This is a genomic window from Nocardia sp. CA-107356, from assembly GCF_050946365.1.
GTDB lineage: Bacteria > Actinomycetota > Actinomycetes > Mycobacteriales > Mycobacteriaceae > Nocardia.
The window spans coordinates 7,935,809-7,962,178 of sequence record NZ_CP191992.1 but is presented as its reverse complement, the minus strand read 5'-3'; the positions used below and the strand labels follow the sequence as shown (position 1 = coordinate 7,962,178).

Annotated in this window: 28 protein-coding genes; 11 read left to right on the top strand and 17 right to left on the bottom strand. The window is 65.0% G+C overall.

Annotated features, from left to right (window positions below):
- The first annotated feature begins 60 nt into the window (after window positions 1-60).
- Window positions 61-972, top strand: a complete 912-nt coding sequence (locus tag ACQP1G_RS35945) for a helix-turn-helix domain-containing protein (RefSeq protein WP_433194124.1) — start codon at window positions 61-63, stop codon at window positions 970-972.
- Window positions 973-1,031: 59 nt separating this feature from the next.
- Here ACQP1G_RS35945 and ACQP1G_RS35940 read toward each other — a convergent pair whose 3' ends face one another.
- Together ACQP1G_RS35940 and rpsT are read right to left on the bottom strand one after the other, a co-directional pair.
- The gene (locus tag ACQP1G_RS35940; RefSeq protein WP_433194123.1) at window positions 1,032-1,277 is read right to left on the bottom strand and encodes a hypothetical protein; all 246 of its coding nucleotides are present in this window, start codon (window positions 1,275-1,277) and stop codon (window positions 1,032-1,034) included.
- Between the two features lie 384 nt (window positions 1,278-1,661).
- Window positions 1,662-1,922: a 30S ribosomal protein S20 gene (gene rpsT, locus ACQP1G_RS35935; RefSeq protein WP_433194122.1), complete on the bottom strand. Its 261-nt coding sequence runs from the start codon at window positions 1,920-1,922 to the stop codon at window positions 1,662-1,664.
- Between the two features lie 282 nt (window positions 1,923-2,204).
- Here rpsT and ACQP1G_RS35930 point away from each other — a divergent pair, with 282 nt between their 5' ends.
- The 5 genes from ACQP1G_RS35930 to ACQP1G_RS35910 all read left to right on the top strand — a co-directional run bounded on the left by ACQP1G_RS35930 (window position 2,205) and on the right by ACQP1G_RS35910 (window position 7,866).
- Window positions 2,205-3,953 (top strand): circularly permuted type 2 ATP-grasp protein, encoded by a 1,749-nt coding sequence (locus ACQP1G_RS35930; protein WP_433194121.1) that lies wholly within the window; start codon window positions 2,205-2,207, stop codon window positions 3,951-3,953.
- Entirely contained in the window at window positions 3,953-4,927 is a 975-nt protein-coding gene (locus ACQP1G_RS35925; RefSeq protein WP_433194120.1) for an alpha-E domain-containing protein, read from the top strand. The genes ACQP1G_RS35930 and ACQP1G_RS35925 overlap by 1 nt, the downstream gene beginning before the upstream one ends.
- Entirely contained in the window at window positions 4,924-5,766 is an 843-nt protein-coding gene (locus ACQP1G_RS35920) for a transglutaminase family protein (protein ID WP_433194119.1), read from the top strand. The genes ACQP1G_RS35925 and ACQP1G_RS35920 overlap by 4 nt, the downstream gene beginning before the upstream one ends.
- A 380-nt stretch (window positions 5,767-6,146) precedes the next feature.
- Window positions 6,147-6,935, top strand: a complete 789-nt coding sequence (locus ACQP1G_RS35915) for an aquaporin (protein ID WP_433194118.1) — start codon at window positions 6,147-6,149, stop codon at window positions 6,933-6,935.
- Window positions 6,936-7,254: 319 nt separating this feature from the next.
- Entirely contained in the window at window positions 7,255-7,866 is a 612-nt protein-coding gene (locus ACQP1G_RS35910; RefSeq protein WP_433194117.1) for a hypothetical protein, read from the top strand.
- Window positions 7,867-8,126: 260 nt separating this feature from the next.
- Here the strand turns inward: ACQP1G_RS35910 and ACQP1G_RS35905 are convergent, their stop codons facing one another.
- From ACQP1G_RS35905 to ACQP1G_RS35875, 7 genes are all read right to left on the bottom strand, one after another.
- Window positions 8,127-8,405: a hypothetical protein gene (locus tag ACQP1G_RS35905; RefSeq protein WP_433194116.1), complete on the bottom strand. Its 279-nt coding sequence runs from the start codon at window positions 8,403-8,405 to the stop codon at window positions 8,127-8,129.
- Between the two features lie 45 nt (window positions 8,406-8,450).
- Complete coding sequence (locus ACQP1G_RS35900; RefSeq protein ID WP_433194115.1) at window positions 8,451-8,705, bottom strand: hypothetical protein; 255 nt, start codon at window positions 8,703-8,705, stop codon at window positions 8,451-8,453.
- A gap of 16 nt (window positions 8,706-8,721) precedes the next feature.
- Window positions 8,722-9,048 (bottom strand): hypothetical protein, encoded by a 327-nt coding sequence (locus ACQP1G_RS35895; RefSeq protein ID WP_433194114.1) that lies wholly within the window; start codon window positions 9,046-9,048, stop codon window positions 8,722-8,724.
- Window positions 9,049-9,065: 17 nt separating this feature from the next.
- Window positions 9,066-9,431: a hypothetical protein gene (locus tag ACQP1G_RS35890; protein ID WP_433194113.1), complete on the bottom strand. Its 366-nt coding sequence runs from the start codon at window positions 9,429-9,431 to the stop codon at window positions 9,066-9,068.
- 64 nt (window positions 9,432-9,495) lie between these two features.
- On the bottom strand, window positions 9,496-10,125 hold the full coding sequence (locus tag ACQP1G_RS35885) for an AAA family ATPase (RefSeq protein WP_433194112.1): 630 nt from the start codon (window positions 10,123-10,125) through the stop codon (window positions 9,496-9,498).
- On the bottom strand, window positions 10,122-10,745 hold the full coding sequence (locus ACQP1G_RS35880; RefSeq protein WP_433194111.1) for a 3'-5' exonuclease: 624 nt from the start codon (window positions 10,743-10,745) through the stop codon (window positions 10,122-10,124). The genes ACQP1G_RS35885 and ACQP1G_RS35880 overlap by 4 nt, the downstream gene beginning before the upstream one ends.
- Window positions 10,742-11,908, bottom strand: coding sequence for a radical SAM protein (locus tag ACQP1G_RS35875; protein ID WP_433194110.1), 1,167 nt, complete (start codon window positions 11,906-11,908; stop codon window positions 10,742-10,744). The genes ACQP1G_RS35880 and ACQP1G_RS35875 overlap by 4 nt, the downstream gene beginning before the upstream one ends.
- A gap of 158 nt (window positions 11,909-12,066) precedes the next feature.
- Between ACQP1G_RS35875 and ACQP1G_RS35870 the strand changes: the two genes are divergently transcribed.
- The gene (locus ACQP1G_RS35870) at window positions 12,067-13,548 is read left to right on the top strand and encodes a helix-turn-helix domain-containing protein (protein ID WP_433194109.1); all 1,482 of its coding nucleotides are present in this window, start codon (window positions 12,067-12,069) and stop codon (window positions 13,546-13,548) included.
- Here the strand turns inward: ACQP1G_RS35870 and ACQP1G_RS35865 are convergent.
- From ACQP1G_RS35865 to ACQP1G_RS35845, 5 genes are all read right to left on the bottom strand, one after another.
- Entirely contained in the window at window positions 13,545-14,261 is a 717-nt protein-coding gene (locus ACQP1G_RS35865; protein WP_433194108.1) for an HAD family hydrolase, read from the bottom strand. The two genes, ACQP1G_RS35870 and ACQP1G_RS35865, sit on opposite strands and share 4 nt — an antisense overlap.
- Before the next feature lie 441 nt (window positions 14,262-14,702).
- A complete protein-coding gene (locus ACQP1G_RS35860) occupies window positions 14,703-15,110 on the bottom strand; it encodes a DUF5360 family protein (RefSeq protein ID WP_433194107.1) in 408 nt (135 codons plus the stop codon).
- 19 nt (window positions 15,111-15,129) lie between these two features.
- Complete coding sequence (locus tag ACQP1G_RS35855) at window positions 15,130-15,705, bottom strand: type II toxin-antitoxin system PemK/MazF family toxin (RefSeq protein WP_433194106.1); 576 nt, start codon at window positions 15,703-15,705, stop codon at window positions 15,130-15,132.
- Between the two features lie 49 nt (window positions 15,706-15,754).
- A complete protein-coding gene (locus tag ACQP1G_RS35850) occupies window positions 15,755-16,630 on the bottom strand; it encodes a TIGR03619 family F420-dependent LLM class oxidoreductase (protein ID WP_433194105.1) in 876 nt (291 codons plus the stop codon).
- Entirely contained in the window at window positions 16,627-17,367 is a 741-nt protein-coding gene (locus ACQP1G_RS35845) for a hypothetical protein (protein WP_433194104.1), read from the bottom strand. The genes ACQP1G_RS35850 and ACQP1G_RS35845 overlap by 4 nt, the downstream gene beginning before the upstream one ends.
- Before the next feature lie 145 nt (window positions 17,368-17,512).
- Between ACQP1G_RS35845 and ACQP1G_RS35840 the strand changes: the two genes are divergently transcribed.
- The 3 genes from ACQP1G_RS35840 (at window position 17,513) to ACQP1G_RS35830 (ending at window position 20,830) form a co-directional block, all read left to right on the top strand.
- Window positions 17,513-18,166: a DUF6304 family protein gene (locus ACQP1G_RS35840; protein WP_433194103.1), complete on the top strand. Its 654-nt coding sequence runs from the start codon at window positions 17,513-17,515 to the stop codon at window positions 18,164-18,166.
- A 62-nt stretch (window positions 18,167-18,228) separates the two neighbouring features.
- A complete protein-coding gene (gene lepA, locus ACQP1G_RS35835) occupies window positions 18,229-20,115 on the top strand; it encodes a translation elongation factor 4 (RefSeq protein ID WP_433194102.1) in 1,887 nt (628 codons plus the stop codon).
- 106 nt (window positions 20,116-20,221) lie between these two features.
- A complete protein-coding gene (locus tag ACQP1G_RS35830) occupies window positions 20,222-20,830 on the top strand; it encodes a Uma2 family endonuclease (RefSeq protein WP_433194101.1) in 609 nt (202 codons plus the stop codon).
- 3 nt (window positions 20,831-20,833) lie between these two features.
- On the opposite strand, the gene ACQP1G_RS35825 is transcribed toward ACQP1G_RS35830, so the two are convergent.
- From ACQP1G_RS35825 to ACQP1G_RS35815, 3 genes are all read right to left on the bottom strand, one after another.
- Window positions 20,834-22,312 carry a sensor histidine kinase gene (locus ACQP1G_RS35825; protein WP_433194100.1) on the bottom strand — a complete coding sequence of 493 codons (1,479 nt, stop codon included), beginning with the start codon at window positions 22,310-22,312 and terminating at the stop codon, window positions 20,834-20,836.
- A gap of 182 nt (window positions 22,313-22,494) precedes the next feature.
- Window positions 22,495-23,193 carry a response regulator transcription factor gene (locus tag ACQP1G_RS35820; RefSeq protein ID WP_433209120.1) on the bottom strand — a complete coding sequence of 233 codons (699 nt, stop codon included), beginning with the start codon at window positions 23,191-23,193 and terminating at the stop codon, window positions 22,495-22,497.
- 71 nt (window positions 23,194-23,264) lie between these two features.
- Window positions 23,265-23,654 carry a hypothetical protein gene (locus tag ACQP1G_RS35815; RefSeq protein ID WP_433194099.1) on the bottom strand — a complete coding sequence of 130 codons (390 nt, stop codon included), beginning with the start codon at window positions 23,652-23,654 and terminating at the stop codon, window positions 23,265-23,267.
- 416 nt (window positions 23,655-24,070) lie between these two features.
- Between ACQP1G_RS35815 and ACQP1G_RS35810 the strand changes: the two genes are divergently transcribed.
- Complete coding sequence (locus ACQP1G_RS35810; protein WP_433194098.1) at window positions 24,071-26,365, top strand: hypothetical protein; 2,295 nt, start codon at window positions 24,071-24,073, stop codon at window positions 26,363-26,365.
- Window positions 26,366-26,370: the final 5 nt, after the last annotated feature.

Here is a 26,370-nt window from a genome sequence, read left to right as displayed (position 1 = left end):
TGGGTAAGGGAAGGTTCTTCCTGGGAAGGCCAGTCCTACCCGGCCGTAAGATCGAGAGCGATGACCAGCACCGTGAATGCGACGCCGCGGGGCGAGCCCGGGCCCGGAGGCGGCGGCTTGCGTGACCAGACAGACTCGGGGAGTGCGGCGAATTGGGCACAAGCACTCGCGGACTTTCTGCGCGCTCGGCGCGAGCGACTGAATCCCGGCGATCTTGGTCTGCCCGCACGCAAACAGGCCCGGCGCACCCCGGGGTTGCGCCGCGAGGAAGTCGCCGAACTGGCGGGTGTGAGCACCGACTACATCGTCCGGCTGGAACAGGGGCGCGGCCTGCGCCCATCCGCGGACGTCCTGGAGGCGCTCGCAGGCGCCCTGCGCCTGGACACCGATGAGCGCGCCTACCTCTTCGATCTGGCCCAGCAGCGCCAGCCGAATGCCGGGAAACCGAGCACCGTCCCGGCGCCCGCACTGGCGATGCTGGTGCGCGATCTGTCGCCGCTGCCCGCGATGCTGGTCAACCACCGCTACGACATCCTGGCGTGGAATCCGGAAATGGCCAGACTGATCGTCGACTTCGGCGCCCTGCCACCGCGGCAGCGCAACTCCATGTGGCTGTGCCTGATGGATCCGGCGATGCGCGATTTCTATGCTGAGCGCGATCGCATCATTCGCGAGGGCATCGCCGACTTGCGCGCCGCATGGGCGGCCCACCCCGACGATCAGGAACTGGCCGATCTGGTCGCCGAGTTCACCGCCCGCAGCGAGGAGTTCGCGCAAGGATGGGCCACGCACGACGTCAAGGTCCATGGCCGCGGACAGAAGCCGCTGCGGCACCCGCAGGTCGGCCCACTGGTCGTCAATTATGAAGTGCTCATGCCGCTGCAGGATCCGGACCAGCGCGTCATCATCTATCGCGCGGCCGATGCGGATTCCCAGGACGCGCTGGATCGCCTATGCGCCGATCTGGATTGAGCACTCGCCCCATCAGATGATCCGCACCCGCTCGGTGCGGGTGCGGATGCGCGGGGAGATTATTCGACCGAGCTGAGAACTAGCTCGATATCCTCGTCCGACTCCTCATAGCGGCCCTCCCATTCCTCGTAGACCGGAATCTCCTCGTCCCGGGTGACGATCCACTCCAGGGAGTAGCCGCCTTCCTCATCCGGAACCATGACGTTCTCGATCTTCAGTCCGATGCCGAGGACCTCGGCGGCGCGGATGACATCCGCGAGGTCTTCGGAGCGAACCGGCGTCTGATTGGCGTACACGGTAACCATGCGCCGAATCGTAGCGGGAACCTCCGACATGTGGCTGCCCGATCCGATTACGGCTCGAGGAGTGGGATGCGGCGATGACCTGGGGGATGGTGCCGTCCGCTGCTTCTCTGCCGATTTGCCAGGGCAGTCTCGATGACATGGCACCTATCGAGGGCGTTCTGCTCAGCGCCCAGGGAGCGGCATCGGTGCCGAGATTGAGGTTTGCTGAACTGTTGCGACAAAAATTGTGAAAACGGATGCACCACGCCGAGCTCGAGGCGTCGGCAGACCGATAAAAAGTGATCCTCGCAATAGTCGATCGGGGACGACAAAAGCCGCCGTGGTCATCGAGGCCACGACGGCTGCGTCAACGTATGAAGTGGTACCACAGCGGTACCGATGTGATCAGAGCTTGTTCACCGCGACCGAGAGAGCCGACTTCTTGTTGGCGGCCTGGTTGGCGTGGATAACGCCCTTGGAAGCGGCCTTGTCCAGCTTGCGGCTGGCGAATTTCACCAGATCGGTGGCCTTTTCCTTATCGCTGGCCGCAACGGCCTCACGGACGCGGCGGATCGCGGTGCGCAGCTCGGACTTGACCGACTGGTTGCGCTGGCGCGCCGCCTCGTTGGTACGGATCCGCTTCATCTGGGACTTGATGTTGGCCACGCCTGTTTCCTCGTGTTCCTGTCGCTGAGTGGACTGTGCTGAAAAGTTCGCGAGCGCGCGTTGGTAACCGGAGTGATCAGGTAATACGACGCCGAAGATCGAGGGTACCAGCCGCCGCGTCGCACACGAAATCACCACAACCCGACATGCGAAATCACTACCGCGCGAACGGTTCGATCAGCAACGCTACCGACCGTGGTAATCGGGCGGAAACCCGGAGTGATGCAAGAAATTTACCTGTGTCACACACGGCATCGGTGCTGCGTGTAGCACGATTTTTGCATGACTCCCGCCTCACCGCCACGTTCGGCTCGATCTCTTGCGCCGACGCGTGCCCGGTCGAACGGGTATGCGAACGGCAACGGCAGAGCAACCACTACCGGCCTGTTCGAGGGTTATGGGCCCGGTCGGTATGCGGATGCCTTCGACGAGATGTTCGACGGCCAAGGCCGGGTGCGCCAGCCGTACCGGGGCATCTTCTCGGCACTGGCGCCCATCGACGTGGCCGATCTCGCGGCGCGCTCCGATGCGCTGGACCGCGCCTTCATCGATCAGGGCATCACTTTCTCGCTGTCCGGACAGGAGCGGCCCTTCCCGCTCGATCTGGTGCCCAGGGTGATCGCGGCCGCCGAATGGGCCAAGCTGGAGCGCGGGATCAAGCAGCGGGTGACCGCGCTGGAACTGTTCCTCGCCGACGTCTACGGCGAGCAGAACATCCTGCGTGACGAGGTCATCCCGAAGCGGCTGGTGACCTCGTGCCAGCACTTCCATCGGGAGGCCGCCGGACTGGTGCCGCCGAACGGGGTGCGCATCCATGTGGCGGGTATCGATCTGATCCGCGACGAACGCGGCGATTTCCGGGTGCTCGAGGACAATCTGCGCTCGCCGTCCGGAGTCTCCTACGTCATGGAGAACCGGCGCACCATGGCGCGGGTCTTCCCCGATCTGTTCTCCTCGCACCGGGTCCGCGCGGTCGGCGACTATCCGACCCATCTGCTGGCCGCACTGCGCGCCTCCGCCGCGCCGAACGAGGCCGATCCCACGGTCGTGGTGCTGACGCCCGGCGTCTACAACTCGGCCTATTTCGAACATTCGCTGCTGGCCAGGCAGATGGGGGTGGAATTGGTCGAGGGGCGCGACCTGTTCTGCCGCGACAATGTCGTCTATATGCGGACCACAGCGGGGGAGCGTCAGGTCGACGTGATCTACCGGCGCATCGACGACACCTTCCTCGACCCGATGCACTTCCGGCCCGATTCGGTGCTCGGCGTCGCCGGACTGGTCAATGCCGCGCGGGCGGGCAATGTGGTCATCTCCAGCGCGATCGGCAATGGCGTCGGCGACGACAAGCTGACCTACGCGTATGTGCCGACGATCATCGAGTACTACCTCGGTGAGAAACCGGTGCTGCCCAATGTCGACACCTATCGCTGCTGGCTCGACGAGGAGCGCGAAGAGGTGCTCGACCGCATCGACGAACTGGTGATCAAACCTGTCGAGGGCTCCGGTGGCTACGGCATCGTCATCGGCCCGGTGGCCACGCCGCGGGAACTGGAGGCGACCCGGCGCAAGATCAAATCGGATCCGCGCGGGTGGATCGCGCAGCCGGTGGTGCAGCTGTCCACCGTGCCAACCAAGATCGGAAATGCGCTGGTCCCGCGCCATGTCGACCTGCGCCCGTTCGCGGTCAACGATGGCGACGACATCTGGGTGCTGCCGGGCGGTTTGACGCGGGTGGCGCTGCCGGAGGGTTCGCTGGTCGTCAATTCCAGTCAGGGCGGTGGCAGTAAGGACACCTGGGTGCTCGCCGGGCGCACCTCACCCGCCGACCGTGAGCTCGCTGGTGAGGAGTTGGTGAGCGAACCGCCGCAGTCCGACCAGCGGGAACTGGGCCGGGAATTGACCGCGACGCAGGCGAATCAGCAACAGCAGCAACAACAACAGGAACAGCGGCTGGGTTCGATGCGGCAGAGTCAACGGCAGCGGTCCGGGCCGGGGCAACAGCAGCAACAAGGCCCGGTGATGCGCTGATGCTGGCCCGCAACGCTGAATCCCTCTACTGGATCGGACGGTACGTCGAACGTGCCGACGACACCGCCCGCATCCTGGACGTCGCGGTGCATCAGCTGCTCGAGGACGCAACGGTGGATCCGGACCGAACCTCGCGAGTCCTGCTGCGGGTACTGGGTATCGAACCGCCCGACGCCGAACTCGACGTCTGGTCGGTCACCGATCTCGTCGCGTTCAGCCACGACCACGGCAATTCGATCGTCGACTCGATCGCCAATGCCCGCGAAAACGCCAGGGGCGCACGCGAAGTCACCTCCAGTGAGATGTGGGAATGCCTCAACGCCACCTTTATCGGGCTCACGGCAACCGAGAAGGCCGCCCGCAGCCTCGGCCCGCACGAGTTCTTCCACTACATCAAGGACCGGGCGGCGATGTTCGCCGGCCTCTCCGATTCCACCCTCAGCCGCGACGACGGCTACCGCTTCCTGCTGCTCGGCCGGTCCATCGAACGCGTGGATATGACTGTGCGCCTGCTGCTTTCGCGCGCGGGTGACCGCACCTCCTCACCGGCCTGGGTGACCGTACTGCGCTCGGCGGGCGCGCACGACACCTATCTGCGCACCCACCGCGGCGCACTCGACGCCAATCTGGTCGCCGAATTCATCCTGCTCGACCGGCTCTTCCCGCGTTCGGTCTTCCATTCGGTGCGGGTGGCCGAGACCTGCCTCGCCGAACTCGATCAGCGGCCGAGCAGCCGGGTCGGCGCGCGACACGAGGCGCAGCGACTGCTCGGCCGGGCCCGCAGCGAACTGGAATTCCTGCCGCCCGGAGCGCTTTTGGAGGATCTGCAGAACCGCCTGCTCTCGCTGCAGAAGACCTGCCGCGAGGTCAGCGAGGCGATCGCACTGCAGTACTTCCACGCCGCGCCGTGGGTGGCCTGGACCGATCTGCGCAGTAGTCACGATAACCATGCGCAGGTGGAGGGAGAGTTGTGAGCTGGCGGATCAGGGTGGTGCACACCACCGGTTATGTATACGACGCTCCGGTTACCCGGTCGTTCAACGAGGCTCGGCTCACCCCGCGTGCGGACAGCAGGCAGAACGTCATCCTGAATCGGGTCGAGACGGTGCCCTCCACCCGGTCCTATCGATACACCGACTACTGGGGCACCGCGGTCACCTCCTTCGATCTGCATGCGCCGCATACCGAATTGGAGGTCACCGGGTCATCGGTGGTGGAAACCGAACCCTTTGCCGGTCCGGCCGAGGAGCTGTCCTGGGAGGAGTTGCGTTCCGAGCACACCGGTGACCGTTTCGACGAAATGCTCTCGCCCACCGCCTATGTGCCGCAGGACAAGAAGCTGGCCACGATCGCAAAGCACCTCGGCCGCGGTGTGCCGCCCGCGAAGGCGGTAGTGCGTGCGGCCGAATGGGTGCACAGCGAAATGGACTACATCGCGGGCACCACGTCGGTGCACACCTCGGCCGTGCAGGCCTTCGCCGAACGTCAAGGCGTATGCCAGGATTACGCGCATCTGACACTGGTGTTGTTGCGCAGCATGGGGATTCCGAGCCGCTACGTCTCCGGATATCTGCACCCCAATCCGGCCGCCGAGATCAATACGACGGTCGCCGGGCAGTCGCACGCCTGGATCGAGGCATGGACCGGAGCGTGGTGGGGCTACGACCCGACCAACAATATCGCCATCAACGAACAGCACGTATCCGTCGGCGTCGGTCGTGACTACGCGGATGTGCCGCCGCTGAAAGGCATCTTCTCCGGCGGTGGCTCGACCGATCTGGAGGTCGTCGTGGAGATCACCCGTCTTGCCTAGCGGTCGCTTGTGTGGCGCTCGAACAGGTCAGCCGTGGCAATCGCCTTGCGGGTCGCTCGAAAGGCCGCCGTAGTGATCGCTTGTGGGTCGCTCGAAAGGGCTAGCCGTAGTGATCGCTTGTGGGTCGCTCGAAAGGGCTAGCCGTAGTGATCGCTTGTGGGTCGCTCGAAAGGGCTAGCCGTAGTGATCGCTTGTGGGTCGCACGAATGGGCCAGCCGTAGTGATCGCTTGTGGGTCGCACGAATGGGCCAGCTCGCGCGGGTCGTTGTAGTGCTCACCCGTCTCGCGTAACGTCCAGTTTCACATCAGCCGTGATTTTCGCAGCAGGTCCCAGGCAAACCCCGTACCCGCGGGGATGATCCTCTCGGAAGGTGGCGCGCATGTCTCCCACTGCTCAGGAAGTCGTCGAGGAAGTAACCGAACTGGAGCCGACGCCGGAGCCCAAGAAGTGGGCGGCCGAGGCGCTCGGCACGTTCGTCTTGGTGATCAGCGGTGTCGGCACCGCGGTGCTGGCCGGTGAGCGCGTCGGCCCGCTCGGCGTGGCACTCGCATTCGGCTTGTCCCTACTTTTCCTGGTCTATGCGATCGGGCCGATCTCCGGCTGCCACGTCAACCCGGCCGTGACCGTCGGGCAACTGCTGCTCGGCAGGCTCTCGGTGATCTCCGCGGTCGGCTATGTGATCGCACAGCTGATCGGCGGGTTCCTGGCCGGCCTAGTGCTGTTCGCGATCGCCAAGAATCTGCCGTCCTATGACCGCGCGGTCGCCGGGCTCGGCGCGAACGGCTGGGGTAAACACAGTCCGTCCGCGGTGCGCGGTCCGCTGGGGCAAGTGGTGATCGAGAACGGATACGGGCTGTCCGCGACGATCATCATCGAGGTCATGTTGACCGCGCTGCTGGTCTTCGTGGTGCTGGCCTCGACCGACCAGATCTCCGATATTCCGCTGGCCGGTCTGTCGATCGGTGTCACGCTCTCGGTCATCCACCTGATCTCGATCCCGGTGGACAACACCTCGGTGAACCCGGCCCGCAGCCTCGCCGTCGCCTTCTATCAGGACGGCGCTGGTCCCCAGGTCTGGGCGTTCATCGTATTCCCGCTCATCGGCGGTGTGCTCGGCGCGCTGGTCTACGGCCTGCTCTTCGGCCGCTCCCGGGAGATGGTCTCCTGATCGCCTTCCCGCGTCTCGGGCCGACCGGTGAGTGCCGCGGGGTCGCGTTGCGGACCAGCTGGTTCGAGGCCGGTTGAGCTGGCTCGTCCTCGGCGCGTTACCCATGTGCTCTCTAAACGGGTCGCCGCTGGTCATGGCGCCGACAGTACCGTGTGTTCTATGGCCAATTGCCATCAAGTCGTCAAGAATGCGGCCGACAGAACGTGCCGCACGCCGGCCCCGGCCCCGTCTTCGCCCTGCACGCGCGGCGCGGTAGGAGGCTTCGAATCATCCGACAGACCTTCGGATTTCGTCGGTAGTCCTGGATAGCCTTAGTGGCATGAGCGGACTCTCCGACTTCCTGACACATGCCACGGCACCGTGGTGGGTTCTTGCAGCGTCCGTCGTCGGCGGTGGCATCACGGCATCCGTCACTCGCGCCAGCGACAACCGCAAGGACCGCCAGGCAACGGCTGCCGACCAGAGGAGACTTGAGCAGCAACAAGCGCAGCTACGACGGGAGGACATCAGTCGGCTGTGCGCGGGAGCCCTCGCGGAGGTGGATGCGCTCCACCGCATCGCCACCGTTCAGCTGAAGATGATGCCCATGGCAGTCATAGAAACTAGCTTCGAGGTGCAAGATTCGCCGAAGTTCGATCTGATGGACTCCGCGATGAACGCTGCCGAAAGGCGGCCCGAGCGGCTTGGGGAGGTCTCCCAACAGCTAAAACCGCTTGGGCAGCTTGTCAGCCAGCTGGCAATACATGCGCCAGCCGAACTAACGAAGGCTGCGCTATCCCTTGAGGCTCCACTGTTCACATTGCTGTTCCGAGGGCCAACCACCCTGAACCAGGAACGCCTGAGCACGCAATTCTTCAGCGTCGAATACACGCGCCGCGCGTTCCTGAACTCTGCACGCGAGTATCTGGGCCCAAATCTCGCACCGGAATGAGCGGCTGGAACGCAACCGGATAGCGTTCGATAGCTGGCGAGTGCCCAACAACTACTTCTAGACGTGAGGTGAAGGACGTTCCTGCCCGAGGGACATACCTTGCATCACCGGGTGTGAGGCTCGACATGAAACGCGGGTGACCGTGGTGTATCTGATACACCGATATCACCGCCGCCGCGCTGATCAGCAGTGCAAGGCTGACCGGGACGACTGCGAAGATCACAATGTCCCGAAGCTGTCGATCGGAATACATCACGTTCTTACTCCTTGTCTTCAGGTGGAGCCGCAGGGGTATCGCTGCGGTACAAGAGGTGTCGATGTAGCCGGACGCCATCGTCGGTGAGCCAGTACACCGGCTCGCGGCGCTGACCTCGGGTGTGCGATGTTCCGGACTCGGCATACCCGCCATCCAGCAGCCAGCGCAGCGCGGCAACAGTCGGTCCGAGGCGAAAACTGCCCGCGAGATTACGGGCCGAGATCGGCTTTCCGATCAACCCGAGCGCACGAACCGTCCGAATCAGCCCGCGTGCTAATTCCACTTCTTTACCGGCAGGACCAGTAACGCGGCCCATCCCGCCCTTCCGTTAGATCGTTCCGCGTGAATTCTCTTGAGCTGTAAAGAATTCCGCCCAATACTCTCGACGGATCGCATCCCACAGCTCCGACAGTTTCGGGAACCGCTCACGCATCTCCGCCAAGTCGGGAGCAGCGGCGAGAACAGCAGCGGAAAACAAACGTTGCGTCTCGGATTCGTTACCCACCAGCATTATTCGAACGCGGTGGTGATCGAGTAGCCAGTGTGCGACCCAGCCGTCCACTTCCGTGCAGCGCTCGCTCATACCAGCCCCTCGAAAGTTATTGATTGCCTTTGCTAGCGGGAGTGTTCGCGCCCGGGGCGGGTGTTCCCAACTCCGAAAGCTTGCTCAACACTTCGCGAATCGTCTGTGTCGTCGGCCCGCTGTGCGCGCTCGGCTCACTGTCCAGTGGCGGGAACGCGATTCCCCGTGCGGCGGCGCGCTCGCGTGGGCTCGAAGTCTGCGGCGCGAGTCGGCCCGCATCCACCAACGTGCGGTGCGCTGCCGCTTTCCATAGGCAGTGGTCGACCCGGCAGGCGAGGTGACGTTGCATCTGCTTGTGGGCGAGTTCGACGTCAGCGTTGTCGCAGACTCGCGGGGGCGTCACGATCACGGTCCTGTTGATCACGCCGCCCCCGTTTCGATCGGTGCCGGGTACATGATCCTTGACCAAGTCTCTGGCGGGCACACGGTTTGCAGGTCGAAGTCTTCGCAGACCCGCGCTGGCTGGTTATCGACGTGGGCCAGGTCGTACACCACGATCGCCGCCACGCCCAGCCCCGCCGCGATACCAAGCGCGTAGCCGATCGGGTCGGTAGTGCCTTGTGGGGGCCGCACCGTGTAGAGGTAGCGCAAGCCCAGCGATCGGGCGTGCCGCTCGATCGCAAGCGCGTGTCGGGGTGCGTCGAGACCCGAGATGGCCCCGCGCATGAGTCCGATCGCTTTCGGTCGGCGGTCGCCATCTGGGATGTCGGGTTCTGTGGGTTGCATGCTCTCACCACCAGTAACTGTCAGTTGTATTGCGAGTGAAGGGGGTCGGGGAAGATCAGGCCGTTCACGCGGTGACACTGGCGGGGCCGGGGATCGCGTCGTCACCGAGTTGTTCGGCGACGAAACAAGTCGCCAGCGCCAGCGCGGCCTCGTGGCCGTCGGCGGCCAGAGGTAGCCATGGGAGCGCCAGCTCTGTCATCACCGCTCCGACGTGGTAGTCGGCCAGTGTCCGGAATTGCTGGTTGCCGTCGCGGGACTTGTTGGTGCCCAACGGAATATTCGGGTCGAGTTGCGTGCGGAAGACGAGGTGATAGCGGTCGCTGTGGGCGCGAGCCAGCGTCTCCAGATACGCCCATCCCTCCGGGTCCGGGGTCTCGCCGCGATAGTCCAGAGCGGCCCGGTAGTAACCCAGCGCGTCGGGGACGGCGCGGTCGACCAGCACCACATCGCCGTGTAGCCATGCCTCGAGCTCGTTGCTGATCCCGCGCGTCATGATCCACAACGTGGAGGTCCAGGTGTGATTCCACAGGATCGGCAACCCCAAGCGTTGCGCTTGTTCGCCGAGGTCCGCGACCGTGGAGACTTGCAGGCCCGTCCGGCGTAGCTCGTGAGCGAGCCGGGCAAGGAAGGTGCTCTTGCCAGTGGAATGGGTGCCGACCGCAGCGATGGTGACCGGCTGATCGAGGGAATTCACCACAAACCTCCTTCGGGTTCTGGGACAGGCAGGAACTCGGGAGAACCAGCCGCAGTGAGCAACTCGGGCCAGTCCAGTTCGCCATCGGTGATCAATGCGCACAGCAACTGCCACGCGGCCCAGGTGTCGTATCCGGCGCGGTGGTAGCCCTGTCCGGCAACGGTGCTGGTGTCGAGTTGGCCGCGTTCTATGAGCTTGTCCAGCGCATACGAATCCAGCCCCTGCCAGACCGTCTTTGCCAGCCGCAGCGTGTCCAGAATCAACGGCGGGTTCCAGTTCGGCAGGTGTGCTGTGAGGACCTTGCGCTCGACAGTGGCGTTGTGGGCGACCAACACCCGCCCGCACAGGGCTTCGTCGATCTCGTCTGCAACTTCCTGCCACTGCGGGCAGGCGGCGAGATCGGCGTTGGTGATTCCGTGGACCTTGCGCGTGACGATCGGTGTCACCGGCTGTTGCGGCCGAATCAGCCACGACCGCAACGCATCCGAGGTCGTCGGCCCGTCCACCAGCAACACCGCGATCTCGATGATCTCCGGCGGGTTCTGCCCGTTGCCCTCCACGTCGACCACGGCCAACTGCCGCTCGCGCAGCGCGTTCGGGAACGGAAGTGGGTTCGTCATGATGGCGTGTTCTCCCTCGTGGTGGGCCAGCCGAGATCGGCGCGGCCGTGACGGTTGTGGTGGTGTGGTTTGTCGATGTCGTGGACCTGGTATCCGTGACCGTGCTGGAGCAAGTAGCGGCGCTGCTCGTCCAGCCCGGCCACGACCACGGCGCGGTCGTTGACCTCTACGAGGGTGCCGCCCAGGTCGGCGGCCAGGTCGGCGACATGCCGTTCGTCGGGGCGTCGCCACGCCTGAGCACACCGCTGTAGCTGTGCGGCCGGGCAGATGTCACACAGTTCCCGGATGCCGTAATGGCCGTTGTAGTCGGCGATTCCGTGCGCGTAGGCGACCGCGCAACTGGTCTTGCGGAACAACGCGGAACCGGGCCGACTGGTGTCGGCAGCATTGAGAATCCGTCGTTCCAGCGCCTCGGGGAACACCTTGCGGCGGGCACCGTCCGGATACGGTTCCGGCAGTCCGTTCGCCTGGTAATAATCGCGGATCTGATCTTTGAAGAACAGACCAGTGAACACGGTCGCGTGTGCGTGGTGGCTCAGCGTGAGCGCACGGCGTAGATGCTCGTCCGAGTCGTTGAGACCCGGCACGATCGGCCGCCAGTACAACACCACTCGATACCGGTCCGCGCGCTCGAACGCCGTCACCAGCGATCGCGCCGCGATCGTGGAGTCCACCGGCTCTACACGTGGGTCGTCGATCCCCGAATGCGTCACCAGCACAGTGACTTTCAGATTCTTGATCGAGTTCAGGACTGCGCAGTCCTCCGGCTCGATCCGCCACCGGGTGATCACCAGAACGTGGTTGGTCAACCCGCGCGCATCCAGCAGTTTCAGCATCGTGAAGGTGTGCTGCTTGACCCTGGGCAACATCGGATCGGTAGCCCGGTTCAGCAGCTGAATCGGTGTCACGTGCGGCCGGAAGTACCGATGACCGGTCAGCAGGTCGGCGGCCTTCTGGTCGTCCATCAGCGCTCGCGGAACCTTCATCTCGAAGTTGTCGAACAGATGCCGCACGCAATACCCGCAATCCAGCGGGCACCCCACAATCCAGTTCAGACTGAGCCCGGACTTGCGGTACTCGATCACATCCAGCAGTTCCGGCCGCATCCTCGCTCGCTGCGCCACGTCCAGCAGCGGAACGCCGTGGCGGGTAGTCGTTCTCATGGCCTGCGCCTCCCACTCGATTCCAGGCCACCGGTTTTCGCGGTGCCTACAACGAGCAGACCGCCACACCCCCAAGGCAAGGAAGAAGGCAAATCGCCGGAAAGCCGATTTGCCACCCCGGTGCGGTAGGCAAGAATGAACCAATGCAGGGGGTACCAATGAACGACCCGACCAGCGAATCAGAACGGCAACCGGCAAGCATCGCCGACCAGTTGGCGCGCGAAATCAAACATCGCAGGCAAGCGGCGGGCCTGAGTCAGCGCCAGCTCGCTGCCAAGATTCGCTATACCCGTCAGTATGTCGGCATGGCCGAGAGTCAGGACGCCGTGCTCCCATCGCGCGAGCTCGTGGCCGCGCTGGACGCCGTGCTCGGTGCGGACGGCGCACTGGTCACACTGCGCGCGCAGGCCCACGACGTGCAACGCGCCACGCGCATCCGCAACAGGTCGACCGCCCCGGAGAACACGGTCAACGGCACCACCGTCATGTTGCCGGTTATCGTCGACGGCCGAGTTGTATCACTGCCTCTCGATCCGCGTATCGTCGGTCTAGGGGGTGGCGGTCTTGCCGGTCCCGCTTGTGAATCCGAAGACGATGGGGATTTTTCTGTGGTAAACCGTCGCACACTCCTCACTCAAGGAATTGCGGTCGCGGCAACCGGCGCATTAGACCCCGACCTTATTCGTAACTCTGACCCCGTAGAGGCTGTCGTTCGTTCAAGACAAATTTCTGAACGCACCCTGACTAGCTTTACGGCGGTGACGCGCTTACTTGCAGGTCAAAGGCAAAGCATTGCACCCGATGCGCTATTGGCACTCATTTCGGCGCATCGAAATTCGGTGACTGCGCTGTTTCGGAGCGCCTCCGACGAACGTGTCAAGAATCAGATCGGTTTCCTCCTTGGCGAAACCTCAATCGTGGCGAGTCGACTCTGGAGCGCAATTGGAGATCGTTCGATGGCGCTGGCGAGTTGCGCATTCGCAAAACGTCTCGCGGACGATATTAGAGACCCAGCACTCGGTGGGGTTGCAAGAATCTTCGAAAGCAATCTCCGCTCGGACGCCGCGACGCTGATCGGTTCAGACGGCGATATCGTGGACGGTCTCCAGCTGCTCGGGGAAGCTGCGGCAGTCGCCGATGTTCTTCCGCCCGCCGCGCAAGCTCGGATAGCAGCGGAGCAAGCACAGGCATTCGCAGTGTTGGAGCTGGCCAGGGAATGTCGAGAAGCACTAGCGCGCGCACGCCGCGCTGTAGACGAAATCGCCGAGCCCGATCAGACCGGTCTTTTCAGCGATTGGAACCCGACACGCCTTATGGTCTACGAAGGAACATGCTGGCTATTCCTTAACGAACCTCAGAAAGCAATAACTGCACTGAATCAAGCCATCAGCACAACCACAGCGGATAATCGGAATGTCGCTCTCGCCGCACGAGTCGACCTCGCGAGCGCCCACGTACTGAGTGGCGAACTAGAAGAAGGGTGCCGAATGCTGGGAGATGCATACGAAAATCTAGTTGCAATGGGAAATTCGCGAGGGATTGAACGCGCTCAGCGCGCGCTTGGCCGACTCAAGCCATGGAAAACTGAAACACCGGTTCGGGAGCTTCGGGAGAGGATAGAAACCCTCAAGGTCTCCTAATTATTACCTGCCAAGGAAGCTACGGCCGAGACCACCATATCCGTGTCCAGCCGGTCCAAGGCCGCGTCAGGAGAATGCTGCTCGAGCTCATTACGGGGCATTCGATGCGCGACCGCGATAACGTGAAAACCTGCATGACGAGCACAAGCAATGTCGTTCGGAGCATCACCAATGACAACCGTCCGACTCGCATCGAGCGTAGTGCCGTATTGAGCGGCGAACCGCTCGACAACCACGGCAGGAAGCTCGAACCGGTCACGCGCGTCATCGCCGAACGCGCCGATACCCAGATCCAGGTATCGGTCCAGGCCCGATACGCGAAGTTTGACTTCGGCTGCTACACGCAGATTTCCGGTCAAGACAGTCTGCACGAACCCACGTTCGTGCAGCGAGGCAATGGAATCAAACGCACCGGGATACGCTGGCTGCTCACGGGCAAGTTCCTGTTCCCCTTCGAACATCACACGGGCCAGCACCTCGTGAAACCGCTCGACGCCCTCTTCGGCAACTTCCGACTGCACCCCCGAAGCGACAGCAGTATCCACAACGATCGACTCATCGGTGTAGCCATGCACGCGTGCCTTCGGGAAGACGATCGACTCCTCCTCAAGACCATAGGTGCGGGCGACAGCCCTTCGGAGCCAACGCAAGTCGGCCGGTATCAAGGTGCCGTCAACATCCCAAACGACCAGACCCGCGTAAGCCGCACTCATACCGAGCATTCTGGCATGAGGTCTGTCTGACCGGCACTCTGCGCGTCCGTGTCCGTGATGGGTGGCCCACCGGCCGACTCGGAGCTGACCTACGAAACGTAGCGGCCTTCGCTCAGGGACGTTCGCTTGTCTCCTGGGCGGTTGCTGGTCAGCCGTCGCCCGCTTGTCATCAATCCCGCCATTAAATGACTGACGTCGACCAACGACGCTCGCACGCGCCAACGCTAGTAATCGGTATCACAGCCGAAACGGGGTGAGACTCCAACGTATCCACAGCTCAGAGGCCCAATGAAACCAACTACACCCAACGGTGTCCGCACTTGACAATGACACCAACCGCCAGCTAGTTCGATGCGAGTACATGGAGTTACCCATGTACCTGCGAGATCAGTTGTCCTGTAGACATTTTCGTAGCCGCCCGGACAATGGAGGCACGACGCTTCATACCGCCGGGCGGTTTTCGGTCCCGGTGCGGCAGGTCAGCGAGATCAGCGCGGGCAGGGGGAACAGCAGCAGGAACAGGTTGGGCACCCACCAGAGCGGGCTGAAGTCGCCGCGCAGCGTCCAGAATGCGATGGCCTGTAGTCCGGCCACACTGGTCAGGGTCAGCGATACGGTCATCAGGGTGCGCCAACCGGGTGTCCGGCACAGGCTGGCCAACCCGGTCGCACTGGCCGCCAGATCGAGCAGTACGAATGAGTTGTTCCAATCGGTCAGGATCGGATCGGTGTAGTCCTTATAGGCCCATTCGGGTGGGATCACGTGTCCGAAGGCGATTGCCCAGTAGAGCAGGAATCCGACATCGGTGACCAGCATGGCGATCTTTGTCGGCCCGAGCACACGATTCACGACAGCTCCCGACTCCCGGTCAGTGCCAGGCGTATTCGGCGCACAGGCGGTGCGCGACCAGGTCGAAGGTCTTGCGCGCCAGGATCGCGCCTTCGCGGCGGATGCCGTCTTCCGGAACGTCGAGTACCCGGTCGAGGCGGACCCAGCTCGGTCTGCCGTCGTGATCCCAACTGCCGCTGCCGATTCCGACCCAGTTCCGGTCGTGGGCGCGGTCCGGATTCGACGACAGCATCAGGCCGAGTAGGGTCCTGCGGTCGCGCCCGACGACGAGCACCGGGCGATCCTTGCCGTTATTCGGATCCTCCTCATAGGGCACCCAGGTCCACACGATCTCGCCCGGATCGGCGCGTCCGTCCAACTGCGGGCTGTAGACGATCTGCCTGGCCCGCTCGGCCGTCGGCACCGGGGGCGACGCGGCAGGGCGAACCGAGACGGCGGGCGCCTTGCGCGCCGCCAACGAGCCGACCGCGCGTTCCAACAGTGCGGAGCGCTGCAGTTTGTCCACCAGTTTCGGTCCCTGCTGCTTGATCTTGGGACCCTGTTCCCTGGCTATGATGCCGAGCTGCTTGCCGATCGTGTTCCAAGTTCCGGCCATCCTTGGATGGTAACGGTCTGGTCTCGCCTTCTCATCCCTGCCGGACCCGCTACCTGGCCTTGGTGATGACCGTCTCCGCGTATTCCTCCAGCCGGGCGATTTTGGTGGCCAGCGGCTCCACATCGAGTCCGTGCCGGTAGGAGGGGCGGAACCCGACGATGACATCGGTAACCCCGCGGTCTTGCAGCCGTTTCACCCCGTCGACGGAGTAGGCCTCCGGCGCGACGACGTGGATCTCGAACCGACCCCCCGGATCGTCACGCTCACTACGTAATTCGTCGATCCGGCCGAGCAGTCGCGTCAACTCCGCGTCATCCCCACCCGCGTGCATCCACCCGTCGCCGAGCCGCACGGCGCGGCGCAGCGCGGCGTCACTGTGCCCGCCGACCAGGATCGGCAGCGGTTCGGTCGGCGCGGGGGTGAGTTTGATCGACTGGATGTCGTAGAACTCGCCGTGGAATTCGAAATAGCCGCCCGCGCACAGCCCGCGAATGATCCGCACACATTCGTCCATCCGCTTGCCGCGCCGCTCGAACGGGACGCCCATGATCGCGAAATCCTCTGGCCACGGGCTGATTCCAACGCCGAGCGCGAACCGATTGCCGCTCAAACAGGCCAGCGAACCGGCCTGTTTGGCGACCAGCACCGGCGGCCGGATCGCCAGCTTGAGCACGAACGGCACGATCCGCAGCGTCGTGGTCGCCGCCGCCAATGCCGAGGACAGGACGAAGGCCTCGACGAACGGTTTGTCCTCCAGGAATTCGCGATTGCCATCGGGGGAGTAGGGATAGGTCGAGTCGGACTCGGCCGGATAGGCGATGCTGTCGGCCACCGACATGCTGGTGAACCCGGCCGCCTCGGCCGCGCGCGCCAGCGGCACATAGTGCGCCGGATCGGTCATCGCCTGCGCGTAGGTAAATCTCATGCGCCGGAGTTCTGCTGTGCTGCAACGGAATTCGGCACAACAAACGGGTACCGCACCGGATATCTGCTCGCTGACACGGTATCGAGATCGCGATCGGCCCCGATCCGCGCGACCGACGCCAGCATCCGCCCCACCCGATCCTGGAACTCGGCCGCGTCGCGCGCGCCGTACCAGACCATCGGATCGGTGAGCGCCGCGGCCGGGAACTGTTCCTCGACAATGGCATCGATGGCGGGCGCATCCGGTGTGACTGCCCGGACGACCACATTCTGCGTATAGCCGAACGTCGACTGCGTCTCGATGGCGACGCCGGTGTGCTGCCCCTGCCAGCGCTGCAACCACTCCTGCGGCGTGAGCTCGGCGGGCCTGCGCAGGAACGCCAGATTGCCGAAGCCCTCGGTGCGCACCGGGTTCGAGTCGTCCAGCCGCAGCGGCACCGACTCGGTCACCAGATAGCCGTGTACTGCTGCGGCGACCTCCCCGAGGATGCTCGCTGCCGCGGTCGCCTCCGGCCCGTAGCTCTGCTCGACCCAGACCGTGACCACGGCGGCGATCGGCGGATCCATCGTGGCGTAGCGCATCAACGCGTCCTGCACCGCGCTGTCGCGCACGTAGACGGTGACACCAGCCACCCCGAGTTCGACGAGGCGCTCGGCCACGGTGGTGCGCAGCGCTTCGCACCATGACTCGGTGGCATCGCGATCGGCGTGCCGCAGGACGAAGACCAGTTTCTCCACTCGCCGAAAGTACGGCCGCAGCCTCGGCGGCGGGAGGGAATTGCCCGATCATCGGGACCGCTTCCGCGAAGCCGTCCCGCGCAACCCCGGCTCTGGTAGGCGAATCCTCGGTTAGAGTCTGGAAATTCGGCGTCAGGAGGTGTCCATGCAGCCGCAGGTGTTTCCGGGGACCTACCAGGACGGGAACGGTATCGAGCGCATCGTGTGGCGGATCGGGCCATCGCGGCACTGGGGTCCGAACCGGTTCGACATCCGAACCGTGATCCGTGGCGTCCCGGTGGCGGGTCCGGACTTCGACGCGCTCGGTCCGTACGACACGGGTGCCGCGCTTCGGGTCGGGCTGTCCGTCGATGAGTGGGATGCCATCTCGGGCTGCGCCTTCTCCGGCGAGATGCCCTGCACGGTGCAGGTGGACAGTGAACGGGGACCCGCTGCGATCCATTTCCGGCTGACACTGCCGCCCGGCGGGGCCGGTGAGTCACTGCAACTCGCCGTCGATATCGATGGGCAGATCTACCAGGGCACAGACAGGTACTTCGAGGACGCGCTGTTCCGGCTCGGACAACAATTTCCCGACGGCATCCGACTGATCTCCTGTATGACGTGCCTGTTCTCCGACTACTCGCCCTACGGTCACGGCCTCACCGGCATGTGGTGTCATCGCGAGGCCCGCGACCGGTACCTCGCGGTTCGCTCCAAGGACGAATATTTGGAGGTGCCGGTCACCGAGCAGGTACCCGAGACCTATCTGTGCGCCGACTACGAGCGCCGCATCCCCGGCGCCGGCTACCGCGGCTGAAGAGTGCTCCGGAACGCAGAACGGTGAACCGCTGACAGGGCCTTTACCTCGCGCATGGGACGATGGACGGCAGTTTGCCGATACCCATGAGGAGTGGAGTGCCCGCCAGCTTCGCCGACACGACGTTCACCGATCCCGCCAGGATCCGGAACTTCTGCATCATTGCGCACATCGACCACGGTAAGTCGACGCTGGCCGACCGCATGCTGCAGCTCACCGGTGTGGTCGAGGAGCGGGCGATGCGCGCCCAGTACCTGGACCGGATGGATATCGAGCGCGAGCGCGGCATCACCATCAAGGCCCAGAACGTGCGGCTGCCCTGGCAGGTCGACGGCACCGACTATGTGCTGCATCTCATCGATACGCCAGGCCACGTCGACTTCACCTACGAGGTATCGCGTGCGCTCGAGGCATGTGAGGGCGCGGTGCTGTTGGTCGACGCGGCGCAGGGCATCGAGGCGCAGACGCTGGCGAATCTGTACCTGGCGCTGGACAAGGATCTGACGATCATTCCGGTGCTCAACAAGATCGATCTCCCGGCCGCGGATCCGGATCGCTATGCGAGCGAGATCGCGCACATCATCGGTTGCGAACCCGAGGACGTGCTGCGGGTCTCCGGTAAGACCGGCGTCGGTGTTCCGGAACTGCTGAACAAGGTCATCGAGACGGTGCCGGCGCCGGTCGGCGATCCGGACGCGCCCGCCCGAGCCATGATCTTCGACTCGGTCTACGACACCTACCGCGGCGTGGTCACCTATGTCCGCGTGGTGGACGGCAAGATCGTTCCGCGCGAGAAGATCAAGATGATGTCCACCGGCGCGACGCACGAACTGCTCGAGGTCGGCATCGTCTCCCCGGAGCCGAAGCCCACCCAGGGCCTCGGCGTCGGCGAGGTCGGTTATCTGATCACCGGCGTGAAGGATGTACGCCAGTCGAAGGTCGGCGATACCGTGACCTCGGCCCGCGGCGGCGCGACCGAACCGCTCACCGGCTACCGCGAGCCGCGGCCGATGGTGTACTCCGGTCTCTATCCGGTCGACGGCTCGGACTATCCGGACCTGCGCGACGCACTGGACAAGCTCCAGCTCAATGACGCCGCCCTGACCTACGAGCCGGAGACCTCGGTGGCCCTCGGCTTCGGCTTCCGCTGTGGATTCCTCGGTTTGCTGCATATGGAGATCACCCGCGAGCGGCTGCAGCGCGAATTCGATCTTGATCTGATCTCCACCGCGCCCAACGTGGTCTACAAGGTGGAGATGGAGGATGGCGCCGAACAGGTCGTCACCAACCCCTCGTACTGGCCCGAGGGCAAGGTCCGGCATGTGTACGAGCCGGTGGTCAAGTGCACCATCATCTCGCCGAGCGAATTCATCGGCTCGATCATGGAACTGTGCCAATCCCGCCGCGGCGAACTCGGCGGGATGGACTACCTGTCCGAGACCCGCGTCGAGCTGCGCTACACCATGCCGATGGCCGAGATCATCTTCGACTTCTTCGACTCGCTGAAATCGCGGACCCGTGGTTACGCCAGCCTCGATTACGAGGAGTCGGGCGTACAGGAGTCGGCGCTGGTGAAGGTGGACATTCTGCTGCAGGGCGAGGCGGTGGACGCGTTTTCCGCGATCGTGCACCGCGACGCCGCCCAGGCCTACGGCCACAAGATGACCACCAAACTGCGTGAGCTCATCCCGCGCCAGCAGTTCGAGGTGCCGATCCAGGCCGCCATCGGCTCGAAAATCATTGCCCGCGAAAACATCCGCGCCATCCGCAAGGACGTCCTTGCCAAGTGCTACGGCGGTGACATCAGCCGCAAGCGCAAACTGCTCGAAAAGCAGAAGGAAGGCAAGAAGCGCATGAAGACGATCGGCCGCGTGGAGGTTCCCCAGGAAGCCTTCGTCGCCGCTCTCTCCTCCGACGCCGCCTCCGATAAGCCGAAGGGGCAGAAATAGGTTCGCCACCCCGGCGCCGCCCGGCAAACTGCGGGATAATGCCTCATAGGGAACGACTGTGAGGCAGGATCCGTTGTCAGGTGGGCAGAAACCGAGGAGGCGGGCTGTGACTGCGGTACACGGGGACCCGATTCTCACGTCGGAGGAGGGGCCCATCCTCACAAGCGAGTTCGAGTCGATCGCTCGTGCCGTCGAGCGCGAGACCGAGGGCGTGCAGGTTGAACTTATCGGCGGACGACTGGGGGTCAAACGAGTGCCCGATGGCGACCATGGCCGGATACTCAACTGGCTGCTCCTGCTGCTGATGCCGTTGAGCCCGGGGCTGTTTCTACACGTCATCGGGCAGGGTTTGGCAGTTGGGTCTTACCGCAAGGGGCGATCACGTCCTGACGGCATTCTGGCGCCCCCCGATGCGTTCGCTGGGGCGGGTGAGTGGGCATCGCCTGACGCCGTAGCGATGACGGTGGAAGTCACTTCTCATGATTCGGACACCAACCAACGTGATCGAGTCGAGAAGCCGATCGCCTACGCGCGAGCTGGGATTCCGATCTATCTGCTCATCGATCGCGAGGCTGGCAAGGTCGTGGTGCACAGCCAGCCTGATGAGGATGGCTACCAGGACTTGCACAGCTATGCGTTCGGGCGCGCGGTGAGTCTTCCAGAACCAGTGGGCATCACCTTCGATACCGAGTCGCTCAAAGACATGGGCGACTGAGCCTCACCTGGGCTTCCGGGCGGCGATTCGCACGCGCAGGCGGACGCCGCCCAGCGGGCTGTTATCGAGTTCGGCTGTGCCGGAATGGAGTTCGGCTTGTTGGCGGACGAGGGCGAGGCCCAGGCCGCAGCCGGGGGAGCCGGGGCCTTTGCTGAAGCGGTCGAAGGCGGTGGGGCGGATGGTTTCGGGGATGCCGGTGCCGTCGTCGTCGATGATGATCTCGACTCCGGCGGTTGCGTCGGAGGCGTTGTGGCGCAGGGCCTTCGGATCGGCCGTGTGACCGTCGGTGTTCGGGTCGACAGTGTTCGGATCGGCGGGGGTCGCGCCAGCCGGGGCTGGATCGGCAGGCGCGCCAGCAACACTCGGACCGGCGGCGCGCGGATCGGCGGGGTTCGCGCCAGCCGGGCTCGGATCCGCAATACTCGGATCGAAGTGACGGGCGGCGATCGTGATGGTTCGGGCGTGACCGTGCTGTACGGCGTTGGCGACCGCGTTCGTGACGATGAGCATGAAACCGCCGGGTAGACCGGTCACCGTTGTCGGGGTGCATTCAGTGAGGTCGATGTGCACGTCGGGGTGTCGGCGGCGGGCGTCTTGGACTGCGCGGTCGAGGATTTCGCAGAGTTCGAAGGTTTCGAAGGCATCGGATTCGGTGAGTTCACCGACGGCGAGTTGTTCCAGATCGGTCAGGGTGTTCTCGATCTGGCGCTCGGCGAGCAGGATGTCGGCGAGTACCGCGCGCCGCTGTTCGGCGGGTAATTCCTTGGTGGCCAAGACTGTCAGGTCGGTGCGCATCGCGGTGAGCGGTGTGCGCAGCTCATGGGCGCAGACCGCGGCGAAGTCCCTGGCGCTGGCCAGCGCGCGACTGGTGGCACCGTGCGCCGCCTCGAGTCGTGTCAGCATTCGGGTGATGGCGTCGGAAAGTTCTTCCGCCTCACGGGCTCCCCGGCCGCTCAGCGGAGGGAGCTGCTCGAGGGTATCGATGCCGTGCGTCGCAGTGGCGAGTCTGCGTAGTGGCCGCGCGGCGTAACCGGCCAGGAACCAGCCGAGCGCCGCGGCGAGGAGCACGCCCGCGATGCCGATCGCGATGCCGATCAGCTGGCTGCGGCGGATGGCCGAATCAACCAGTGCGCGATCGGGATCGAGCCGCACCACCAACCCGGGCGCACCCGCCACGGTGGTGCGGACATCACCGGGGCCGACGAGCACCGGCCCGGATACCGCGGGTCCCGGCAGTGGCGGCAGGGCCGGAAGTGGTGGCGGCAGCGGAAGTGCCGGAATCGCCCCGTGCGGTGGCGCATCCAACCGTTGCACGACCGCGACACCCATCGTCGACACGGTCTCGTCGAACTGTCGAGATCCGGTGGCGTCGAGCAGGGCGGTATAGGCGATGCCGAGCGTGATCGCCACTAGCGCGGCGACGACGCCCGATACCAGCGCCACGCGGGCGCGCAACGATAGCGACACCTTCGGCGCCCTCACCGTCCGGCTCCGCAGGGGGATGTGTACGCGCTCATGACTCCATCTCGCTGACTCTCGGCTCCCGCGTGCGCCGGGGTGCACTGTGCCGATGGTTCACTTGCTGACTCGGGCTCACAACTGTGCCGCGCTGACACTCGGCTCCGCTATGCGCGAAGGCGCGCTTTGTCTTCGGTTTCACTCGCTCACGCTTCCTCCCGCAGTACGAACCCGACCCCGCGCACGGTGTGGATCACCCGTGGCGCACCGTGCGCCTCCAATTTGCGGCGCAGATAGGAGACGAACACATCCACCACATTGGTGTCGGTGGTGAAGTCGTAACCCCAGACCGCGGACAGGATCTGCTCGCGGCTGAGCACAATGCCGATATTGTCGGCCAGCAGCGCGAGCACCTCGAATTCCCGTTTGGTCAGCTCCACCGGCTGTCCGCTCGCGAACACGCGATATCCGGCCCGATCGATCCGCACCTGTCCGACCTGGCGGTGATCGGCGCCGGACGGCTGGACCGCCGCGGGCCGACGGCGCAGCAATGCGTGCAGCCGGGCGACCAACTCACCGAGGTCGAAGGGTTTGGTCAGGTAGTCGTCGGCACCGCGCTCCAGGGCGGCGATGCGATCGCTGACCGCGGTGCGGGCGCTGAGCACGCAGATCGGAATGTCGTTGCCCATCGCGCGCAATGCCGTAACCACGCCCGCCCCATCGAGATTCGGCATATTCACATCGAGCACCATGGCATCCGGTTCGGTGCTGTGGACCATGGTCAGCGCCTCGGCGCCGTCACCCGCGGTGACCACCTCGAAGTCCGAGAGTTCGAGCCCGCGTCGTAGCGATGCGAGAACTCGAACCTCGTCGTCCACGACCAAGATGCGTTGCCCACCCGTCATCCGGGCACCGCCCCTCATCGAATCGCCGCCGGATACTGCCGCCATGGAGCCACGATAGAGCCGCTGTTCGGTCAGCTGCCGCTACTGCCGGTGGGGGCCGGACGCGCGGGTTGGACGTATACGACGTCGGGCCCGCCGCGTTCGATGGTCACCTGCGGACCGCCGGGCTGAGCAGGCGCGACGATGACCGGTCCGGACGGATCGATATCCGGGCAGTCGGGGAGCGCGGCACCCGGCGGCAGCGGTGCGGCCGGAACGGCGTCCGCATGGCCCGGCCCGCGCTGGATCAACACATGGGAACCACCGGGAGCGACCAGCACACACGTTACGGTCGGGCCGCCCGGATGCGGCGGCTGGGCCGAGGCGGCGCCCGCTACCAACGCGGCCGCGGTGGCGGCGAATGCCGTTGCGGTGACGATGGCGACAATGCGGGCTCGGCTGCGGCCGAGGGGAGCGGTCATGATGAGTTCTCCTTCGCGTCGGTGCCGGGTCGTCCCGGCGAGATCGACGCTAGGGAGCGAAACTTCACCATCTCTCGAGCAATCGTTAGAGATCTCTTGCAGCGCACCGAACTTCGGGGTGTACGGGTCGCCACCGACAAGTTAGTCTCGTCGACACGGCTTCGACCGCCGCGCGGCGCGGTTCGGAGCGCTCGATCAGGGTCCACATGACGACGGCTGGACCCAGTCCGGGATGCCCGCAGAAACAGGGCTTCCGTTCTGGTTTCTCCAATGGCAAGGTTGTGTTGCTTGTCACAGTCGCATTCTTTGCGGACCTGCAGAATGTGACAGTTGGGTTTTCCGGAATATCGTTAGGTGATCTTCACTCGGTCTGCCCGGCGTGATGAGGATGCTGGAAACCTGAGAGTGGAGCTTGCATGACGAGTGACCTGCCCTTCGACAGCGATGACACCGAAGCTGACGACCGTGCGGGAGATACCGCCTATCGTGTCGCCACCGGCGTTGCGCGAGTAGCGAGGGCGGGCGCGTACGTCACCGGTGGTGCCCTGGTCGCCGCCAACGGCGGTACCGCGCCCGTACATCCCGGCGGGCAGAGGCTCGACAGCTGGACTTCGGCCTATACCCGTGATCCCGATGCGGACGCACCGAGCCCGGTGGTGACATTTCCGGATCCGGATCCGAATTCGGTGCCGCCGGCACCCATTCACTCGCACACGTCGACACCGCGCGATATCGGCGTCAATGCTCCGTTCACCATTCCGAACGTGCCGGACTCGGGTCTGCACATCGGTTCGCCACCGCAGCAGCACACGCCGCAACCGTGGCAGGACGGCACCTATGGGAACGGTCACCAGCCCGGACTCGCTCTCGGTACCGAGAGCGAGCGGTCCGGACTCGATCTGCGTGGCGAGACGCCGCAGTCGGGCCTGGATTTCGGCACGGACCACGCGGGCGGCGGCTTCGGTGGGGCGCCCGGACTCGACTTCGGTCAGGGCGGCTTCGGCCTGCCCGGACACGGCCTCGGTCAGGAGGGGCACGGCTTCGGCCTGCCCGGCGTGAACGGCTTCGTCGCGCCCGGCTCGAATCCCTTTGTGCTGCCCCGCATTCCGGTGGCCGGGACGGCCGCCAACACCAGCGCCGAGTCGGTGAGCGGCGACGCCGACGATTCCGACGCCAGCACCGAGGACGCGAGCGGCGGCGCTCCGTTCTTCGGCGGCAATATGTTTCACACCGGCGCGCCCGGGGGCAGCGGTGAACTGTTCCACGGCGCCGACGCGTTCCACGGCGGAGATATGTTCCACGGCATCGGAAATCCGGATGCCGTCGGCGTATTCCTCAATGCGGACGCCAGTTTCAGCGTGCACACCGGGCTCGAAGTGGACTTCGGCGTCGGCCCGAACGGGATGTACCTGACCACGCAGTCCAAGGTCGAGGTCAACGGCGCGCTGAAGATCGAGACCGGTGCGGGGCGGGTCGGCGACAATATCGACCGGTTCTCCGACTGGCTCGGCCAAACGCCCGGCACCACCGGACGTTCCGGCCTGGACCCGTCCGGCACTTCGGGTCATGGCCCGGGCAGCGCGCCCGGAACGCAGCCCACCGGATCCGTCCCCCAGTACTCGGCCGCGGCTCAGCCCGTCGCGGTGCAGCCCGTCCAGCCGTTCGCCACGCCGTTGCCCGCCCCGGTCGCACCGGCCCTCGCGGCGCCGGTGCCGGTGGCGGCCCCCGCCGTCGCGCCCGCCGCAGTCGCCGCGCCGGTCGCGGCCACCCCGCTGCAGACCACGATCCAGCCGGATGTGGCCAGCACCCCGGTCGCCAATGTGCTCGTGGCGCCGACGGGTCCATCGCCGCTGACCGCGCCCGCCGCGGTGGTGCCCGCACTGTTCGAGCCCAGGCCCGCTCCGGCCAAGCCGGTCCTGGTCGACGATTCACACTCGACGACAGCGCCGCTGACCAACACCCCGACCACCGTCACCAAGACGGTGCCGGTTCCGGTCGTCCCCGGCGATAACACCACCGGACATCCGACCAAGCTGCCCGATCCGGGCAGCACCAAGACGCCCGGTGCCACCCTCCCCGGCACGGATATCACCGGCACGACCAAGACTCCGGTCACCCAGGCGCCGACCACGCACGCGCCGAGCACCAATGTGCCCGGCACCAACGCACCGGGCCACACCGCGACCCCGACCACACCGGACGACGACGATGTGACGCTTCCCAGCACCGGCAACGGTGGCGCGACCACTCCGAGCGCCGGCCACGGCGGGACCAGCCCGAGCACCGTCAACGGCGGGACCGGGGGCAACTCGGCCCCGACCACACACACCCAGCCGACGGTGGACATCCCGACCAACGAGCCGACGGTATCGGTGCCGACGGTCACCCACTCGGCACCGACCCTTGCGCCGACCGTGGATATCGACATCCCGACCGCGAATTCCCCCGCGCCGATCCCGACCCCGCAGACCCACGCGCCTGTCCCGACGATGCCAGTACCGGTCACCCCGATGCAGCCGCCGATCGATATCAAGCCGCACCCGATCGCCGCCGAACTCGGCGACCCGGCAGATTTTGCGCACCCGGTATTCGAGCCCGACCATTCGGCGCTGACCTTGATCGCCGGTGGCCTGTCCTCCTCGCTGCTGCCCGAGTCGAGCTTCGACGACGGCCACCACCTGGCAGCGGGCCTGGATATCGCCCTGATCTAGGAACC